The organism is Pseudoalteromonas sp. A757, assembly GCF_004103285.1.
In the GTDB taxonomy this organism is placed as follows: Bacteria; Pseudomonadota; Gammaproteobacteria; order Enterobacterales; family Alteromonadaceae; genus Pseudoalteromonas; species Pseudoalteromonas galatheae.
Genome location: NZ_QNQN01000070.1, coordinates 1 through 17,038 on the forward strand (window position 1 = coordinate 1; position 17,038 = coordinate 17,038).

Below are 17,038 nucleotides of genomic sequence, written 5' to 3' on the forward strand. Positions count from 1 at the left end.
CAATTTCCCTTGGTAATTAGCGACTACGACAAAGTCGCGTGGTAATTAAAGTACGACAAAATCGCTTGGTGTTAACAAAATTAGCTAAATTAGACGCAACTTGATCTGACATTTTCGAATGCAAAGCAGAACCAATCCTGCCAGCCTGTTGTGTACGCGGGAGGGCGTTAAAACTTCTTTTTCGAAATGTGCTTTTTGAGAAAAAACGCAGCCCTGCATAATAAAATTTTATATTCTGTAAATTGCATATGCTACGATGCACTCTAGATCCCTATTATAAAGTTTGTGAAAAGACTAAAATTGATTTAACCTTGGGTTAGATTGCTTTTATTTTCATTGAAATATATGGAATGTCTCAATGGACGAACTTTATAACAACACAATCTCGCATCTAAAACAAATCAACTTTACGCTCCTTATACTGACTACAATATTGGTCGTAATGTCACTTCTTGCTGAAAAATCAAAGATAGAAACGGCTATTGATGACGTAACAAACTTAAAAACTGCATTTAAAGAAATTCACACTGCGAAACCCATATCACGTTTTGGTAACGAGTGGCTTACACAAAAGGCCGAAAAAATAATTTCTGAAAACAATATAACCTTTGCAGAATTTTACGTTGATAGAGATAAATCTGAGACCAATAGGATTAAGGTTAACTATACGGGCTATTTGATTGAAAACGCACTAAGGTTATACCCAGCTTTAAGTTTTTCACCAGTGGATACAAGAGGTGAAAAACCACTATCGTTAGCTAACATAAAAAAGTTCTGGAACGGGCTTTACTCAGTAAGGCGTATCATATATGTCAATAAAATATTACCGATTGAATTCCGTTTTGATAGCAATGAAAATAAATTAGGCTATATTCAAACATCGATATACGAAGACGGCTCACAATTCACAACACCTTCAGAAAATTTGTCATTAGTAGATATTTTTGATGAGGAATGGTTTGAAAGTCAATTTACACATTTACAGCAGTTTCCATCGTTAAAAGAAAATACTTATCGTTCTTTGCTTTCTGCGGAAAGACCTTCACGATATTTATTGTTTGGGGGTAGGATACTTGGAGTCAATCCATTTAATTTCGATGGAGGAACGCCAACAGAGGCAAGTGTATTTTCGAATCGTTTACTCATCCCAGTAAAAACCCAAGAACAACCATTTACACCCATGGAAATGCTTGTTGCAGAAGTACCCGAAAAGTTTGGTTGGAAGTCAGGAAGCTTCTCCTTAAATTTCTCCGAATTAGAGGAATTGACTGAAGGATTTCAGGATATCGAGATATCTAAAATACAGACCATATTAAAAAATGAACTAGCAAGAACTAGTGGAACTGTTAATGCTTTTGGATTGTCGTTACCTTTTGAAATACTTAGTAAATTTGGAGCTGTTGCTATATTTCTACTAATGCTCTATTTCTTTTTTTATCTGCGTTTTTTCCACTCCTATTTTGATACTACCAAAAAGTTGAACATGACCATACCTTGGATTTACCTGCATGACAGGGCAGATGCCATCGTCTTATTTTATTTCGTTAGTATAATATACCCTACAGCCGTAGCTGTTAACTTAACGCTTCAAAATACAGAATTGCAATACTCGCCAGCTCTTTTTGTTAATATTGCGATAATTCTGTTGTGTGTTGGGCTGTCCACAAAACTAACCATGCTAATTATGAAAAATAGAAGCCATACTTTTTTCTAAAAAAGTAATTAAATCAAAAGCTATCGAGAGAAGCTAACCGAGACTGATGAAAACAAAAATATCATTAAGAAAAAACTAGGGATTCGTCAACATGTCACTTATTTTGCTATGTATTGGAAGAGAATTTTGCTTTCAGGGAAAGTTACAAAGCAATAGGCGGTCAAAATTCTAAAGTCTTAACAACCGTTCCTTGCCTTATACCACCTATCATATTTTATCTGAACTTTAATCAGATCGGATATGGGTTACTGTATTCTAGCGCCACCACAGCCAATGATTGAAAAAATATCAACTTTAAGTGCTACCCACAGAGTTACATTTAACACCTTACAAAAATCAATACACTCAAAACAAAAAAAGCTTGGCTGTTAAGCCAAGCTTTGGGTGCGGTGCGAATAACCGCCTTACTCTTACCGACTCTGATCCTTCAGTCAACTTCCCTAATGACATCCAAACTCTCAATTTGGAGCTCAAAGATTCTGATAGCGATGCTTCGCTGTAAGTATTCCTTTATAACCGTTTGTTTAAACTAGCCCGAAAGAAGGCGCTTAGTTGAACAAATCAGTAATGTTGCCAAATAACTCAACAATCATCATAATCTTTGAACTCTATTCCCTGTCCCTGACATCAGTTCCTTTTCCTCTGTCACTCCCTTGCGCAGGTAAATCTACTTCTCGAACTCTAATTAGCCTTTGAAGTTTGCGAATTCTGTTTCGCTTAGCTCGCCGTTTGCATCAACGTCTAGCTCTTTAAATCGCTCTGCAAGTGCAGTGTGTGCTTGTGCTTCACTCATGCTGATTGTGCCGCTTTGATCTGTATCTAGCGCAGCGAAGTCTTCACTCGCCATAGCATTAACAGAAGCAAAAGATAAACCTGAGATTGATAGTGCAATTAGTACGTTTTTCATCATTTATTCCTCAAAAAATGTAAATACGGTTCGTTTCGTGAAATTGGAGGGCTATTGATTAGCCTCTAAAATTTGCGAGTTCTGTTTCGCTTAGCTCGCCATTCGCATCAGCGTCTAATTCTTTAAATTGCTCTGCAAGTGCCGTGTGTGCTTGTGCTTCACTCATGCTGATTGTGCCGCTTTGATCTGTATCTAGCGCTGCGAAGTCTTCACCCGCCATAGCATTAACAGACGCGAAAGATAAACCAGTGATTGATAGTGCAATTAGTACGTTTTTCATCATTTATTCCTCAAAGATTTAAATACTGTTCGTTTCATGAAGTTGGAGGACTATTACTTAGCCTTTAAAATTTGCGAATTCTGATTCACTTAACTCGCCGTCAGCGTTCCCGTCTAGCTGAGTGAATTGCTCAATAAGATTTAGATTTACTTTTGCTTCGCTCATGCTAATTGTGCCGCTGCCATCGGCATCGTATTTGGCAAAGTCGTCACCGGCCATCGCGTTAACCGACGCCATTGATAGGCCAGCAAGGGATACTGCTACTAGTAAATTTTTCATCATATTCTCCTTAAATTCCGTCTTGGCGGAGAGTCCGAAGACTCACCGATACCAAACTTTCAAATTAGCCTTCAAAGTGCTCGTACTCTGATTCACTCAGCTCGCCGTTACCGTCAACATCAAGTGTCTTGAATTGCTCAGCTAACTTAGGATTAACCTGTGCTTCAGCCATGCTGATTGTGCCGCTGCCATCAGTGTCGTACTTTTCAAAGTCGTCCATCGCCATAGCCGATGCTGAAACCAATGTCATACCTGTGATTGATAGTGCTGCTAGTAAATTTTTCATGATCTTCTCCTTAACGATTAAAATAATGTGATAACTCGGTAAATTAACCTTCGTAGTTATCAAATTCTGCTTGGCTTAGTTGACCGTCTTGGTCTGCGTCTAGCTCGTTAAATTGAGCAAGAAGGCCTTCATCTGCTTTTGCTTCTTCAATAGAGATATAACTATCACCATTCATGTCTAGTTTGTCGAAACCAGTGTTTGCATGTGCACCTACTGATGCCAAAGTCATTACTGCTGCTGATACTGCGATTGCTAGATTTTTCATCGTGCTTTCCTCATAAGATTAAAAATTCTGTGTTAAACGTTTTGCTATTAAAGCTAAAAACTGATTTTGCATTTGTTTCTGCGTTTCGTTTTTCGCTTTCGAGATAACTATTCCAACTTTGATGCCAAAATTGAAAAAACACGGTTTATCAACAAGTTAAGAAAAACCACTTGAAAAGATTAAGGTTGGATTAAGGCTGGCTGTTGCTAAATGGCAACAGTTAAAAAAGCGAAAAATAAAAAATCTTTATTTTTCTTGATGTTAGATTGTCGCAGCTTTGCAACAGGAAAATTTTTGGGTAGAAAATTTTGCAAATCTCGCAACACCATTTGATTGAAACTTGTGCAACCTTTTAAAGGATTTAGCATCGTGAAAAAAATTTTTTCTCAGTCATTACAAAAACAGGCACTTATTGCCATGTTTATTGGTGTGCTTCCAATACTCACACTGACTTTGTGGTACGCCCAAGCACTGTCCAAAAACCAACAAAAAACGCAGGATATTTATAATAAAAATCAAAAACTTATTCTTGAGTACAATTTTGTAAAAGCAGATATCAGTGCGCTTGAAAAAGCGCTGCAAAATAATCAGCTGCTGCAAAGTGAAACGCTGCAAGAAAGCATCGAGCAGAAGTGGCAAAACACCAAAAAACGTATTCAATTATTGAAAATAAACCTGCCCGATTCGCTGTTTGTTGCTAAATGGCGACAGTTCGCTCCAGATGAGATCGATGCCACTTCAAAAGCTGAAGAGTTTCAGCAATTGGTTAAGGTACTTAATCAATTCGAGGAAAGCTTTCAGCAAACACTTAATAAGCGCTTATCTGATCAAGAAGCCCATTTCGTGCAGCTGCAAACATGGTTTATGTTTGGTCTCGTTGTCTTGCTACCCACCCTTGTCGTGATCAGCATCTTTTTGATCAACCGGATTTGTCAGCAGCTTAATCAGGTAGAATCTGCGGTATCTGAGGTAGGTAAAGGTAATTTTGATAAGTCGGTAGAACTCTCTGGCAGCCATGAATTGCAGCAATTGGGCGACAGGTTAAATTGGTTAAGGCTCGAACTTAAACGTATTCAACAACAAAAAGAAACTTTCTTGCGCCATGTTACTCATGAACTTAAAACTCCTTTGGCATCGCTTAACGAAGGAAGCAGCTTATTAAATAGTGGATTGCTTGGAGATGTTAATCCAAAACAACAGCGTATTCTCATCATTATGGAAAACTCTGTTGCAAAGCTTGGATCATTGATCGATGATTTGCTCAGCTATAGCGCGGCCAGTCACCCTGATAGCCTACATCACGACGCCGAAATGAATCTTATCCAAGCAGAAGTCTCTAAGCATCTTAGCGATAAGCTAGGAAAGACTGATGTGATAGTGAACTGGCAAAATCATGATGACCTAAAAGTGCCGTATCTTCCATGCAAATTAGTGTTAACTCAGTTAGTGAGCAATGCCATTGATCACGCTAAAAGCAATGTCACTATTTCAATTGAAGAACAAAATGGCGAAGTATTGTTGATAGTCCGTGACGACGGTGATGGCATCGACATCAATGAAGCCGACTCACTATTCCAGCCATTTGTTCGTGGTGAGAAAAATAAAAATAATAATGGCAGTGGCTTAGGTTTAGCCATTGTCTCTGAGTGTGTGAAGCAATTAAAAGGCTATGTGAAATGGTTATCAGTAGAGTCTGGAGCCAGTATTCAAGTCGCCTTTCCAAAAAGGGATCCAAAATGAAATACATCGCATTAAGTATCACGCTATTTTTGCTCGGTGGTTGTGCCACAACGGAGCAAAACGTCGAGCAAACGAAGCAATTTATTGGTCCTGTAAAAACAGAAACCAGCGCAAAGTTTGTGCCTTTAACTGAGTTGATCAAAGCCTTAGTCAGCCAATGCGCTAAAAAACATAACGTGACATTTAACGATTACTACAAAGGCGCGCTGCACTTACAAGGCTTTATTCACACCTATTGCGGTACAGACTCAACCACCAAGCAACTTAAAGCCATTGAAGAAGTAAAACTACAAGATTATTGGCCAGAAGATTACAACATTTGGTTTGAATCATTAGCTTGGCATACTCAAAGTCTTCGTGAGCAAAAAATCAGTAATTATTACGCTGACAACAAGGCGCAACAGCACCAAGAGCAATTGTTACAAACACAAAAGCAGCTTGCCGAACTAAAGCAAAAGCTTGCCGACATAGAAAAACAACGTTTAGAAACCGATCTTTCTGAAACCCCATCACTTGAGGAGGATTCACTATGAGTCAGACACCACTGGGCGCAAAGTTACTTTTAGTGGATGACGATACGTCTTTAACTGAGCTATTGGCAATGCGTTTAGAAAGCCATGGCTACGAAGTTGAAGTTGCGCATCGCGGTACGCAAGCGTTAAATATCCTCAAGCAAATGCCTATCGACTTGGTCATCACCGATTTGAAAATGGCGCACATGAATGGCTTTGAACTTAATGAGCAAATAAAGAAGTATTACACAGGCATGCCCGTTGTAATGATGACTGCTCACGGCTCAATTCCAGACGCTGTAGATGCCATGCAACAGGGCTTTGTGAGCTTTTTAACCAAACCCATTGACTCTCAGCAAATGCTCGATGTCATCAATGAAGCGCTTGCAGGAAAAGTAAGAACTGCACAAACTTCGGATCCAAATAACTTCCATGGGTTGTTATTCCAAAGTGCCGCAATGCGTCAATTGGTGCAGCAAATTCAAGCGCTTGCCAGCAGTAACGCAAATATTCTTATTCAAGGCGAGAGCGGTACCGGTAAAGAAGTGACAGCAAAAGCAATCCATTTAGCCAGTAATCAGGCGCAAGGCCCATTTATTGCGATTAACTGTGGCGCAATGCCCGCTCACCTATTGGAGTCTGAGCTCTTCGGCCATAAAAAAGGGGCGTTTACCGGCGCGGTGGGCGACAAAGAGGGTTTAGTACAAGCGGCAGATGGCGGCACCCTATTCCTCGATGAAATTGGTGATATGCCGCTTGATTTGCAAGTTAAACTACTGCGTGTTTTACAAGAACGAACCGTTCGTCCGGTGGGCGGCCAAACCGAGCATAAGGTCAATGTTCGTTTTGTCTCTGCAAGCCATAAGAACATTCAAAGCGCCGTTGCGGAAAAGCAGTTTCGTGAAGATTTATACTATCGCTTAAACGTGGTGTCTGTTGAAATCCCAAGCTTAAGAGAGCGATTGGAAGATATTCCACTACTTGCATCACGCTTCTTAAGTACACTTAGCGATGGCGAAAAGCAATTTAACCAACAAAGTATTACGCACTTGTTGAATTACCATTGGCCGGGCAACATCCGTCAGCTCCATAATATCGTGGAGCATTGTGTTGCTATTACGCCTGGTAAAATGATCACTGAAGATATCGTACAAAAAGCCCTGCCTAAAGATAAAGAGCAGAATGCGTTTACAGGATTAAATGAAGCGAAACGTCAGTTTGAGTATGACTACATCCAAAAAGTACTGGCACTTTGCGAAGGGAATGTGTCGGAAGCTGCAAAACTTGCACAACGTAATCGCTCTGATTTTTATAAATTACTTAAAAAACATGAGATCCAATGCTAAACCTATTAGAGGGGTAACATTAGTTTTAATTTCTGAAGCGCCTTGACTGGTGAAATCTGCCACTGCAACGTGCTTATAATACAGACTTTAACGAGCCACGCCCGTGGCTCAGATTTTACCCTGAGAATATACGCTCCCTCTAGGAGCATAATAAAAACACTCGGATATTTAAGGGTTGTCTGTATGAAAATGCGCAAAAAGCTCATTATTAGCTTTGTTCTCACTGTGATCATTCCTATTTTAGCGATTTCTGTGGTCAGCATTTCTCAGACCAAAAGAGACTCTCTTGATAAATTCCTTGATGCTTCTGGCAATGAGATAAGACAAGCCGAACAGTCTTTTGTACTGTTTTTTGAACAGATGAAGAAAAATGCGCGCTTCCTCGCCGAGTCCAAGGCCGTGCAACAGGTGGGTCAAGATACCACCACTTATTTTGGTGCTGAAAAACCGATGACTCCGCTACAAAATGGTCAAACCGAAAGCAATATTTTTGAGCTTTACCGTGCATTTGGACAAACCCACGAAGAATTATTGTTTGTATATCTTGGCACTGGATCCGGAGGTTTTATTCAGTATCCTGCGGAACCCCTTGGCAATTACGATCCAAGAAAACGGCCTTGGTATCAAAATGCCTCTAAAGATCCTAGCAAGGTTATTCTTACTGAGCCTTACCAAGGAGTAACAGGACAAGCTATGGTTTCTGTTGCCACAGGTATAAAACGTGACGGCAAAGTAATTGGCGTGCAATCATTAGATGTAACGCTTGCTACACTGACCGATATCGTTAGCAATATTCGTCTTGGGGAGTCTGGGTATTTAATTCTTCTTGATGCCGAAGGCACTGTACTTGCCGATCCAAAAAATAAAAATAATAACTTTAAACACATTAAAGATCTCACCAGCCCACTTTACAAAGCCATTCGCAGCGCCACAAATGAACCCTATCTCACTATCGAAACAGACAATAAGACTTATAATGCTAAGATTTATCGCTCTGACACACTCGGCTGGCAATTTATCGCAGTGATCGATGAAGATGAAATCTTAGCTTCAGCTTTAGATATGACGATTAGTATCACTATTATCGCGGTCATCATGGTAATTTTGTTTATTATTATCGCAATAACGCTTGCCAACAAGATAGTTGAGCCTATCGAAATGGTGTCTGAAGGTTTGAAAGAAATAGCACAAGGTGAAGGCAATCTTTCCAAACGTTTAAAAGTAGTCACCAACGATGAAATTGGAGAGTTGGCCGCATGGTTCAATAAATTCTTGGACTCAATTAATGCGCTCGTGAAAGATATTCAAAGTAATGCCTCAACGTTGAATGATGCTGCATTAGGGTCACAAAAGAGTATCAATGATATCCGTAATCAATGCCATGCGCAGGCTGAAGACTCCGCCAGTGCTACCACGACCACTGAAACTGTGGAGCAACTTGCTGCACAGATCAGTGAAAGCTGCGGTCATACTTTGGAGGATGTTGTCACTGCAGACGATCACGCCCAGCGTGGTAATAGCACGATCGAAAGCACGGTATCGCAGGTTGCGAGGCTCAATCATTCGTTGGCTGAGTCCGCCAACGCCATGAACCAACTCGAAAGCGAAAGCCAAGATATCACGAACATTTTAGGCGTGATCCGTTCTATCGCAGAGCAGACTAACCTTTTGGCATTAAATGCAGCGATCGAAGCTGCTCGTGCTGGTGAACAAGGCCGAGGCTTTGCAGTGGTTGCTGATGAAGTAAGAACGCTTGCACAGCGCTCGCATGATGCTACGCAAGAAATAGAGCAAGTGTTAACCAACCTCATTGCGCAAACTAGGGCGGTATCAGCCCAAATGACGTCAAGCGTAAGCGAATCTGAGACAACTATCAAACAATCACAAAGCGCTCAACAAGCGTTTGCTGATATCGCGCAGGCAGTGTCAAGAATTAAAGCATCTGTTTCGAATATAGCGTCACAAGCCTCATTGCAGGGGGAGAATGCGGGTCATACAAGACGGTTAATCGACTCGGTTGATGTTTCTGTAAGGCAAGTCGGTGAAGAGACTGCGGCATTAAACGCAGGCGCAGACCAATTAGTTGATTTAGCAAAAGATCTAGAGCGTTTAGTTGGACGTTTTGATATTGACTAGTTGAAAAACTAACATCTTATTTTCCACGATTGTTACAAAATATCGTCTCAATTAGTTGTCCTCATAATGAGAACTAGTTTAGACTGGGGCGATTGATTTATTATACAAGAACAACAAATGAAGAAATTTAAATTTACAGTAGTGGCTGCATCTTTGCTTGCAGTACTTGGTTGCCAAGAGGCTCCGTCACAACATACATCACCTAAAGTAGAAGCTGAGCAGGTAGCCACTGTTATGGCACCAATTGCAGAAAAAGTTCCACACAAAACGACCATTCACGGTCAAGAACTTATCGATAATTATCATTGGCTGCGTGACGATACCAGAAGCGATGAAAAGGTGCTTTCACACTTAACCAAAGAAAATACCTATACCGACAGTAAGCTTGTAAACACAGAGCAACTCCAACAAACCTTATTTGAAGAAATCAAAAACAAAGTGGTCAAAGATGATCGCAGTGTGCCGGTACTAAACGGCAGTTACTATTATTTTAGTGCCACTGAAGGTGACAAAGAATATTTCACTTATTACCGCAGCGAACACAAAGATGGCAAAAATGCAGAAGCTATCTTTGATGCGAATATCCGTGCTGAAGGTCAAAACTATTACGGTGTCGGCGGTCTTTCCATTTCAACCAACGAAAACCTACTAGCCTTTGCTGAAGATACGTTAAGTCGTCGAATCTATACGATTAGAATCAAAGACTTAACGACAGGCAAGTTATTGGACGATACAATTGAAGGCGCTTCAGGTCCTATTGTTTGGGCTAACGATAACAAGACCATCTATTACATCAAAAAAGATCCGGTTACTTTACTCGGTTATCAAGTATTCCGTCATACTCTAGGCACAGCCCAAAGCTCAGATGAACTGATTTACGAAGAAAAAGATAACAGCTATTACACCTATATCTCAAAGAGCAAAGACAAGAGCAAAATATACATTCACCACTCAAGTACCGAAGCGTCTGGTGTTTCTTTACTAGACGCAGATAATGCTAAGGCAACTCCAGAGCGCTTTATTCCAAGAGAAAGTGGTCACGAATATAGCATTGCTAAACTTGGCGACTGGTATTACATCCACACCAACAAAGGCGCGGTAAACTTTAAACTGATGCGCGTTAAAGCAGGCGATGCAAGTGATATTTCAAAATGGCAAACCGTCGTGCCACACAATGCCGGTGCAAAACTAGATAGCTTTGAGCTATTTAATCAGCACCTCGTTTACGAAACGCGTGAAAATGGCCTTAGCCAAATCACCGTGTTAAATTTAAACAATAACGAAAGCAAGCGATTGACCTTTAACGATCCGGCTTACGCCGTTTATTTAACGGGTAACGAAAACCTAGACGCAAATGCGGTAAGAATTGGTTATCAGAGTATGACAACCCCAGCTTCTGTGTATGATGTCGACCTTGCTAGTTTAGACAAAACACTGCTAAAGCAAGATAAAGTATTGGGCGACTTTAAACCTGAAGACTACCAATCTGAACGTATTTTTATTACCGCACGTGACGGCATAAAAGTACCAGTTTCAATTGTTTATCGTAAAGATAAGTTCAAGCAAGATGGTTCTAACCCGTTACTACAATACGGTTATGGTTCATACGGTTCTAATGTTGAGCCAACTTTCTCTATAAGCCGCTTAAGCCTTTTAGACCGTGGTTTTGTCTATGCGATTGCCCATATTCGTGGTTCAGAAACGCTTGGCCGTCCTTGGTATGATGACGGCAAAAAGTTAAATAAAAAGAACACCTTTAACGACTTTGTTGACGTTACAAAAGCACTCGTTGAGCAAAAATATGGTGATGCTTCACGTATTTATGCCAGAGGTGGCAGCGCGGGTGGCCTATTAATGGGTGCAGTCATTAACCAAGCGCCGGAGTTGTACGATGGTGTACATGCAGCTGTACCATTTGTTGACGTGATCAATACCATGCTAGACGAAACACTACCGCTGACCACAAATGAATACGATGAATGGGGTAATCCAAATGAGAAGACATATTTTGACTACATGCTGTCTTACTCACCTTATGATCAAGTTAAAGCCCAAGCATATCCAAACCTGCTTGTAACCACGGGTTTGCATGATTCTCAAGTGCAATACTTTGAGCCTGCAAAATGGGTTGCTAAGCTACGCGAATATAAAACCGACGATAATTTACTGCTGCTAAAAACCGATATGGAAGCCGGCCACGGTGGTGCATCTGGTCGCTTTAAGCGTATTCACGATGTTGCATTAAGCTATAGTTTCTTTATCGCACTCGCTGAAAATAAACTGTAGTCAACGGTCACATAAACAAAGGAGGCTTTAGCCTCCTTTGTTTGCTTCTTGCTCAACTATTCAGCTAACTTTTTGTTCGAGTTCGCGATACAAAGCATGACGAGAATAAACAAAAGAGAAAACAGTGGCAGTAAACTCATAAATAAACCGATAAACATTTCAAGCTTTCCCATTTTTGCTTTTTTGACCAAAAGTATGCTGATCCCAGCTGAAACTACCACCAGAAAAAAATAGACTTGAGCGGCAAAATCAACGTGTATATTCATCTGTTATCCCTTTCATTAGTAGACATCTGCTCTAAAAAAGTTTCTAAATAGACATTAGCAGTGTCAATACCTAAGTGCTTCAATCAGGCAATAATGAAGCATATCAAATACGTTCATATTGGGAATATATAGCCTAAGCTCTCCATAACACAAGTTGAGTACCCCAACCTAACAAACTAGCTATTTGTTAGCTATATTTAAAAAATGACTACTACGTACATAAGTGAAAAATGAATTTATTTCGCTTTGTTTTTATTTGCTACTGTATCTCTCTGCCGCTTTTATCTAGCGCCGCTCCACATAAACCTGAATACTCGGCACCTATCAAAGTCACCATATTGGTCGACGATGCTTACCCGCCTTATAGTTATCAAATTAACGGCGAGCTTTATGGTATCTATGTCGATATAGTGAAGCAAGCTGCGCGGTTGCTGAGTCATGAATATCAAGTTAATTTGCAAGCGGTACCTTGGAAACGAGGCGTTTCCTCGATGGCATCCGGTGAAGCAATGGCGTTAATGCCTCCTTATATTCATATCAAAAAACGCCCCTATATCTGGCCGTATTCAATTCCCCTTCAAGAAGAAGTAGTTGTTGCCTTTTGCAATCAAGGGATCACGCTAAAAAACTTGCCTCATGTTAAACCAGAAAGAGTACTTAATATTGGCATTAATGCTGGCTATATCATCTTAGATGAAAGCCTAATGGAAGCGCAAAAACAAGGGCTTATTCAACTTTGGGAAAACAAAAGCACACGTTCAAATATCGAAAAGCTCGCTCGTGGGCGCGTTGATTGTTACGTCAATGATCGCCTTTCCACGTTACTTGGTATTAATAAAATGTCGCAGATAACACCAAGTTTAAACACCAGTAATATTGTTGAAGATAAAATAGTAATGCGTCGCACTGCCCACATTGGGTACTTAAAAGGGTTTGAAGAAAAATATCCATTTAAACAAGACTTTATCCTAAAGATGGATGCAGCATTGAGGCAGGTAATAGACAACGCAGCAGTGGCAGAGGAGTAAGCCAATCGTAAAAAGGGAATTCAGGTTAAAAAGGAACATTCACAATTCAAATTTAATTAAGCAGTTATTCATGCACCATATGCTCCTCTTTCCTAAAATGTATCCTTTATAAGGACGTAAAATGAACAAAGAGAAGTCGGCTGAGAATATTACCGGCGGTCTACATAGCAAGTATGAACTGGATTTTGCGTCTTATTTTATCGCATTAAAAAACAAAGATAATCCAGCCATTGATTACAACATTGCCTATCAAGTCCATGAGCTTATATCACCTAACGACATTGGCATATTTAACACTGGTGATTGGCTGGCCGTATCGCTGACCAACTACACTCGTAGCTTTGATGAGCTTTTTATCTTTAACAAAGATAGCCAACACTTACTGCATATTGGTGGGCAATTTGATAGTTTTGAAGCTAAAACACTCTTAGCTCAGTTCCGTTTACCATGACTGAATGATATAAAAGACTATTATGCCAATTAGTCTTAATTCTTGTTCAATTTGAAGGAGCAAATTGGTATTAAAGATATAATAATTACCAAATAGACAAGGATTTACTATGCGATACCTCACAGCAACAGGAATTTTTCTATTAGCTGCTTACTCTATCTATCTGAATGCGGTAATCTCAGACTTGGAGTTTGAGCGAGATAACTTGGAGGAACGTATCGCGGCTCTCTCCAACAACATTCAGGCTTCAGGCAATTTAAAACCACACCTCGAAGAAATAGCTATCAGCAAGCCAAAGCCTAATGGCAAGTTCGCGAATGAGAATACAACTAATCAATATACTGAAATCAAAAAACCCAAAGAAAGTGAAGAAAGAGTAATCATACCTTCGAATGATAAAGACTTTAACGAACAATCTGTAGACGAAACTTGGGCATACGAATTTTCCGATCAGATTCATTACTTTTTCATGGAAAACGGTATTCTAAACAAGCTACGCGTAACTAATATTGACTGCCGTGAAACGGCCTGTCGAGTAGATATATATATTAATAAAGACGAGCCAATCGAAACCGCAACGGCTATTGGTAAAATATTTGGGAGCGATGAACGCTGGCAAGATCATCCCTTCTACTTTAATTCAACGCCTGAAGATGGGGTGATCCAGGTTGAAATCAACAGATACAAATAGTTAAAAGTTTGGAAGTGTTATCTCTCAGCGCTTCCAAGCAAATAGGTATTCGTTGAAATACCTCTAAGCCAAGCCTTGTACAACAGTAAATTTTAAGCACGCAAGGCTAGAAAACACACGTTTCAAATTCGTTCATCACAATCAAAGTTCCACCAATAAATCCGCTCAAAACTCATCATAGCTCACTTTTTAAACAAAAAAGTTGCAAACTTCATTGGACAGCGCCATAAGAACGCTATACTATATGCTGGCTTTAGATACTTAGAGCACTTACTACTGCTGCACTGTTTTTTCTTGATACTCTTTTTTTTAAAAAGTCGTTTATAGATATACCAATGCGTTACTAGCTAAGTTTTATCTATCGCTTTATCGGTGATTTTCACCACACAATTAATTTTTTGAAAAAGGTTTCAATTATGTCTAACACAGTAAATGGCACAGTTAAGTGGTTCAACGAAGAGAAAGGTTTTGGTTTCATCACTCAAGAAAACGGCGGTAAAGATGTATTCGTACACTTCCGTGCTATCGTTTCTGACGGTTTCAAAACTTTAACTGAAGGCCAATCAGTGTCTTTCACAGTTGAAGAAGGCCAGAAAGGTCCTCAAGCAAGCAACGTAGTAGTTAACTAATACGTATTGCTCAGAGCTAGTGCCTGCACTAGCTCTACGAATTACCCCATTCCTCTCTTAGCCTTTCGGCAACATATCAGACAACAACAACGCAATCCCTAAAAATGACATAAAACCTGCTATATCTGTAATTGTCGTCAGTACAATTGATGAAGATTGCGCTGGATCGAGTCCAAACTTTTTCAATGCTATTGGTACAATAGCGCCTGAGCTTCCCGCAATGACAAGAGACGATATCATCGCCAGCGCAATAACAAGTGCAAGACCGAGTGATTGACTCCACAGATATACACCAATACCACACGTAACCGCTATTGCTACCCCATTTAACAGCCCAACCATCATCTCTTTTAGCATCACTTGATACCAGTGCCGCGTCGAAATTTCTCGTAGCGTTAAGCCTCGCATCGTTACGGCCAAAGCTTGAGCTCCTGCGTTACCCGACTGCCCAGCTGCCACTGGTAGTAAAATAGCTAAAGCGGTAACTTGAGCAATCAGCCCCTCAAATGCCCCCACGACTGCAGCAGCCGCAAATGCGGTTAATAAGTTAATCTGTAACCATGGAAGCCGTTTCTTTACTGCAAACCAACTACTTGATAAGGCTTTCTCGTCTTTACTTGCACCTACCATGGTCTGCATATCACTCGCTAAATCTTCTTTGGTTGATTGATAGGCATCAAAGAATCGGATCTGCCCAACTAGCTGTTGCTGCGCATCAAGTACTGGAATTGCTCGCACTTTGTGCCCTTCAAACGCTTCCACAACCTGATCTTTATGATCCATCACATTTAACGTGACTCGGATCGGTGTCGCAACCTGCATCAGAGTTTTACTTGAGGAGCTTCCCACTAAAACATTGAGTGTTGTTTCGCCCACCAAATCCTGCTGTTCGTTTAGCACATAGATGACATCTGGCACTTTACCGTCTAATCGCTTCAGCTGCGAGAGCACTTCACGTAGTGTGGTATCTGAGTAAAACGCTTGAACCTTTTTGTTCATCATTCTCGCTGCAGTATTTTCAGGAAAAACCAGCAGCTCACTAAGTTCATCTGCTATGGTTGAATGCTGCTCCGTTAATTTGACAAGTAACGCCTGCTGCGCTTCCTGCGATTGTTTGTTCAATAGTCCAACCGCAATATGGCTATCTAGGCTCGCTATAAACTGCGCTTGATAATCTACCGGGAATTGCGTAAAAATCTGCTCAGCGGCTCCTGGTGGCAAATATTTCCATAGACGATAAATGATATGTCGTGCCTGCTGTTGTAATAATTCAGCGGCTTCTTCTGGAGGTAAAGTGCCGAGGAGCTGCGCACTTTTAAGCGGAAACTTACTTAAAAACTCCTCACTGAGCTGCTCTACCGCTGAATCTAGTGTATCTTTTGCTGCGCTCATCGCTTATTTCCCCTTGACCTTAACTGGCACCAATGTATCTAACATGCTGGCAAACGAACTGGTGTAGGCATCTAACAAATCTAAAGATTCGCTTTGCTTGTCTTGTGTTTCATCCATTCGGCCAAGTGCACTTCTCACTCTGTAATGTGGCAATACCCCAATAAAATCACCACTTCGACTGGCAACTGCAACTTGATCTTGTTGTGCCCAAACGGGCGATTTCAATGCACTATGCAACTCTGTATAACCACTTAGAGAAACGACGTGAGTGTCCATCAAATCTGCAATTTTCTGTTGCGCCGCTTTCCGAAGTAAATGTGTTAGTGACAACTGACCCACCACATGGCGATGCTGATTTACCACATAAACTAGCGCAAACCCGATATAGTCACGTTTTTTTAAGCGCAGCAGTGACTCCTCAACTGTCATAGTTTCTTCAAGAATTAATACATCTGTTTCAACCCATGCTCCCACGGTATAATCTGGGTAGTTAATTAACATCTTACAGAGTGTTTGTCGTCTTACTGAAATGAGATTAAGAAAACGTGCAAGTTCTTCGTCCTGTAAATGCCTTAAGATAGCAGCAATATCAGCCAACTTCATTTTACCTAGCCACCTAGCAATATCCACATCCGTTTGCGTTATCAGAATTTCCGCTGCACTGCGAGGCTGCATGACTTTAAGTACGTTTAAAGCAACTTCATTTGGTAACGTTTTTAGTAACTCAGCAGCTACATCTGGCGTTTGCAAAGAAAGTAAACGCGCGGCGCCTGCTGGCTCTTCTTGTAAAAAGTGTTGCGCAATTTTGAGGTTTAACGCTGACATAGAGC

At 40.6% G+C, this 17,038-nt stretch carries 18 protein-coding genes; 10 read left to right on the top strand and 8 right to left on the bottom strand.

Going from position 1 to position 17,038, the window contains the following annotated elements; genetic code table 11:
- Positions 1-358 precede the first annotated feature (358 nt).
- Positions 359-1,714, top strand: coding sequence for a hypothetical protein (locus DRB05_RS12965; protein ID WP_128727330.1), 1,356 nt, complete (start codon positions 359-361; stop codon positions 1,712-1,714).
- Positions 1,715-2,399: 685 nt separating this feature from the next.
- On the opposite strand, the gene DRB05_RS12970 is transcribed toward DRB05_RS12965, so the two are convergent.
- The 5 genes from DRB05_RS12970 to DRB05_RS12990 all read right to left on the bottom strand — a co-directional run bounded on the left by DRB05_RS12970 (position 2,400) and on the right by DRB05_RS12990 (position 3,731).
- Positions 2,400-2,621: an EF-hand domain-containing protein gene (locus tag DRB05_RS12970; protein ID WP_128727331.1), complete on the bottom strand. Its 222-nt coding sequence runs from the start codon at positions 2,619-2,621 to the stop codon at positions 2,400-2,402.
- A gap of 58 nt (positions 2,622-2,679) precedes the next feature.
- Entirely contained in the window at positions 2,680-2,901 is a 222-nt protein-coding gene (locus DRB05_RS12975; protein WP_128727332.1) for an EF-hand domain-containing protein, read from the bottom strand.
- Between the two features lie 57 nt (positions 2,902-2,958).
- The gene (locus DRB05_RS12980) at positions 2,959-3,180 is read right to left on the bottom strand and encodes an EF-hand domain-containing protein (RefSeq protein ID WP_128727333.1); all 222 of its coding nucleotides are present in this window, start codon (positions 3,178-3,180) and stop codon (positions 2,959-2,961) included.
- 64 nt (positions 3,181-3,244) lie between these two features.
- A complete protein-coding gene (locus DRB05_RS12985; RefSeq protein ID WP_128727334.1) occupies positions 3,245-3,466 on the bottom strand; it encodes an EF-hand domain-containing protein in 222 nt (73 codons plus the stop codon).
- 43 nt (positions 3,467-3,509) lie between these two features.
- Positions 3,510-3,731 (bottom strand): EF-hand domain-containing protein, encoded by a 222-nt coding sequence (locus DRB05_RS12990; RefSeq protein WP_128727335.1) that lies wholly within the window; start codon positions 3,729-3,731, stop codon positions 3,510-3,512.
- Positions 3,732-4,100: 369 nt separating this feature from the next.
- On the opposite strand from DRB05_RS12990, the gene DRB05_RS12995 reads away from it, so the two are divergent.
- The 5 genes from DRB05_RS12995 (at position 4,101) to DRB05_RS13015 (ending at position 11,751) form a co-directional block, all read left to right on the top strand.
- Complete coding sequence (locus DRB05_RS12995) at positions 4,101-5,471, top strand: HAMP domain-containing sensor histidine kinase (RefSeq protein WP_128727336.1); 1,371 nt, start codon at positions 4,101-4,103, stop codon at positions 5,469-5,471.
- On the top strand, positions 5,468-6,004 hold the full coding sequence (locus DRB05_RS13000) for a hypothetical protein (RefSeq protein WP_128727337.1): 537 nt from the start codon (positions 5,468-5,470) through the stop codon (positions 6,002-6,004). Before DRB05_RS12995 ends, DRB05_RS13000 begins: the two co-directional genes overlap by 4 nt.
- The gene (locus DRB05_RS13005; protein WP_128727338.1) at positions 6,001-7,329 is read left to right on the top strand and encodes a sigma-54 dependent transcriptional regulator; all 1,329 of its coding nucleotides are present in this window, start codon (positions 6,001-6,003) and stop codon (positions 7,327-7,329) included. The genes DRB05_RS13000 and DRB05_RS13005 overlap by 4 nt, the downstream gene beginning before the upstream one ends.
- Before the next feature lie 183 nt (positions 7,330-7,512).
- Positions 7,513-9,465 (top strand): methyl-accepting chemotaxis protein, encoded by a 1,953-nt coding sequence (locus tag DRB05_RS13010; RefSeq protein ID WP_128727339.1) that lies wholly within the window; start codon positions 7,513-7,515, stop codon positions 9,463-9,465.
- Positions 9,466-9,582: 117 nt separating this feature from the next.
- A complete protein-coding gene (locus DRB05_RS13015) occupies positions 9,583-11,751 on the top strand; it encodes a S9 family peptidase (protein ID WP_128727340.1) in 2,169 nt (722 codons plus the stop codon).
- A 56-nt stretch (positions 11,752-11,807) separates the two neighbouring features.
- Here DRB05_RS13015 and DRB05_RS13020 read toward each other — a convergent pair whose 3' ends face one another.
- Positions 11,808-12,017, bottom strand: coding sequence for a hypothetical protein (locus DRB05_RS13020; RefSeq protein WP_128727341.1), 210 nt, complete (start codon positions 12,015-12,017; stop codon positions 11,808-11,810).
- Positions 12,018-12,247: 230 nt separating this feature from the next.
- Here DRB05_RS13020 and DRB05_RS13025 point away from each other — a divergent pair, with 230 nt between their 5' ends.
- The 4 genes from DRB05_RS13025 (at position 12,248) to DRB05_RS13040 (ending at position 14,816) form a co-directional block, all read left to right on the top strand.
- A complete protein-coding gene (locus DRB05_RS13025) occupies positions 12,248-13,045 on the top strand; it encodes a transporter substrate-binding domain-containing protein (RefSeq protein ID WP_128727342.1) in 798 nt (265 codons plus the stop codon).
- 121 nt (positions 13,046-13,166) lie between these two features.
- On the top strand, positions 13,167-13,496 hold the full coding sequence (locus DRB05_RS13030; protein WP_128727343.1) for a hypothetical protein: 330 nt from the start codon (positions 13,167-13,169) through the stop codon (positions 13,494-13,496).
- A gap of 109 nt (positions 13,497-13,605) precedes the next feature.
- Positions 13,606-14,187, top strand: coding sequence for a hypothetical protein (locus tag DRB05_RS13035; RefSeq protein WP_128727344.1), 582 nt, complete (start codon positions 13,606-13,608; stop codon positions 14,185-14,187).
- Between the two features lie 416 nt (positions 14,188-14,603).
- Positions 14,604-14,816, top strand: a complete 213-nt coding sequence (locus DRB05_RS13040; protein ID WP_010369631.1) for a cold-shock protein — start codon at positions 14,604-14,606, stop codon at positions 14,814-14,816.
- A 57-nt stretch (positions 14,817-14,873) separates the two neighbouring features.
- Here the strand turns inward: DRB05_RS13040 and DRB05_RS13045 are convergent, their stop codons facing one another.
- Together DRB05_RS13045 and DRB05_RS13050 are read right to left on the bottom strand one after the other, a co-directional pair.
- Positions 14,874-16,208 carry a magnesium transporter gene (locus tag DRB05_RS13045; RefSeq protein WP_128727345.1) on the bottom strand — a complete coding sequence of 445 codons (1,335 nt, stop codon included), beginning with the start codon at positions 16,206-16,208 and terminating at the stop codon, positions 14,874-14,876.
- A 3-nt stretch (positions 16,209-16,211) separates the two neighbouring features.
- On the bottom strand, positions 16,212-17,033 hold the full coding sequence (locus DRB05_RS13050) for a CBS domain-containing protein (protein WP_128727346.1): 822 nt from the start codon (positions 17,031-17,033) through the stop codon (positions 16,212-16,214).
- Between the last annotated feature and the right edge of the window lie 5 nt (positions 17,034-17,038).

What these genes read in the sequence shown, in the direction of transcription:
- DRB05_RS12965 (WP_128727330.1), top strand. Translation starts at nt 359, where the DNA reads ATGGACGAACTTTATAACAACACAATCTCGCATCTAAAACAAATCAAC.
- DRB05_RS12970 (WP_128727331.1), bottom strand. Translation starts at nt 2,621, where the DNA reads ATGAAAAACGTACTAATTGCACTATCAATCTCAGGTTTATCTTTTGCT.
- DRB05_RS12975 (WP_128727332.1), bottom strand. Translation starts at nt 2,901, where the DNA reads ATGAAAAACGTACTAATTGCACTATCAATCACTGGTTTATCTTTCGCG.
- DRB05_RS12980 (WP_128727333.1), bottom strand. Translation starts at nt 3,180, where the DNA reads ATGAAAAATTTACTAGTAGCAGTATCCCTTGCTGGCCTATCAATGGCG.
- DRB05_RS12985 (WP_128727334.1), bottom strand. Translation starts at nt 3,466, where the DNA reads ATGAAAAATTTACTAGCAGCACTATCAATCACAGGTATGACATTGGTT.
- DRB05_RS12990 (WP_128727335.1), bottom strand. Translation starts at nt 3,731, where the DNA reads ATGAAAAATCTAGCAATCGCAGTATCAGCAGCAGTAATGACTTTGGCA.
- DRB05_RS13000 (WP_128727337.1), top strand. Translation starts at nt 5,468, where the DNA reads ATGAAATACATCGCATTAAGTATCACGCTATTTTTGCTCGGTGGTTGT.
- DRB05_RS13005 (WP_128727338.1), top strand. Translation starts at nt 6,001, where the DNA reads ATGAGTCAGACACCACTGGGCGCAAAGTTACTTTTAGTGGATGACGAT.
- DRB05_RS13010 (WP_128727339.1), top strand. Translation starts at nt 7,513, where the DNA reads ATGAAAATGCGCAAAAAGCTCATTATTAGCTTTGTTCTCACTGTGATC.
- DRB05_RS13015 (WP_128727340.1), top strand. Translation starts at nt 9,583, where the DNA reads ATGAAGAAATTTAAATTTACAGTAGTGGCTGCATCTTTGCTTGCAGTA.
- DRB05_RS13020 (WP_128727341.1), bottom strand. Translation starts at nt 12,017, where the DNA reads ATGAATATACACGTTGATTTTGCCGCTCAAGTCTATTTTTTTCTGGTG.
- DRB05_RS13025 (WP_128727342.1), top strand. Translation starts at nt 12,248, where the DNA reads ATGAATTTATTTCGCTTTGTTTTTATTTGCTACTGTATCTCTCTGCCG.
- DRB05_RS13030 (WP_128727343.1), top strand. Translation starts at nt 13,167, where the DNA reads ATGAACAAAGAGAAGTCGGCTGAGAATATTACCGGCGGTCTACATAGC.
- DRB05_RS13035 (WP_128727344.1), top strand. Translation starts at nt 13,606, where the DNA reads ATGCGATACCTCACAGCAACAGGAATTTTTCTATTAGCTGCTTACTCT.
- DRB05_RS13040 (WP_010369631.1), top strand. Translation starts at nt 14,604, where the DNA reads ATGTCTAACACAGTAAATGGCACAGTTAAGTGGTTCAACGAAGAGAAA.
- DRB05_RS13045 (WP_128727345.1), bottom strand. Translation starts at nt 16,208, where the DNA reads ATGAGCGCAGCAAAAGATACACTAGATTCAGCGGTAGAGCAGCTCAGT.
- DRB05_RS13050 (WP_128727346.1), bottom strand. Translation starts at nt 17,033, where the DNA reads ATGTCAGCGTTAAACCTCAAAATTGCGCAACACTTTTTACAAGAAGAG.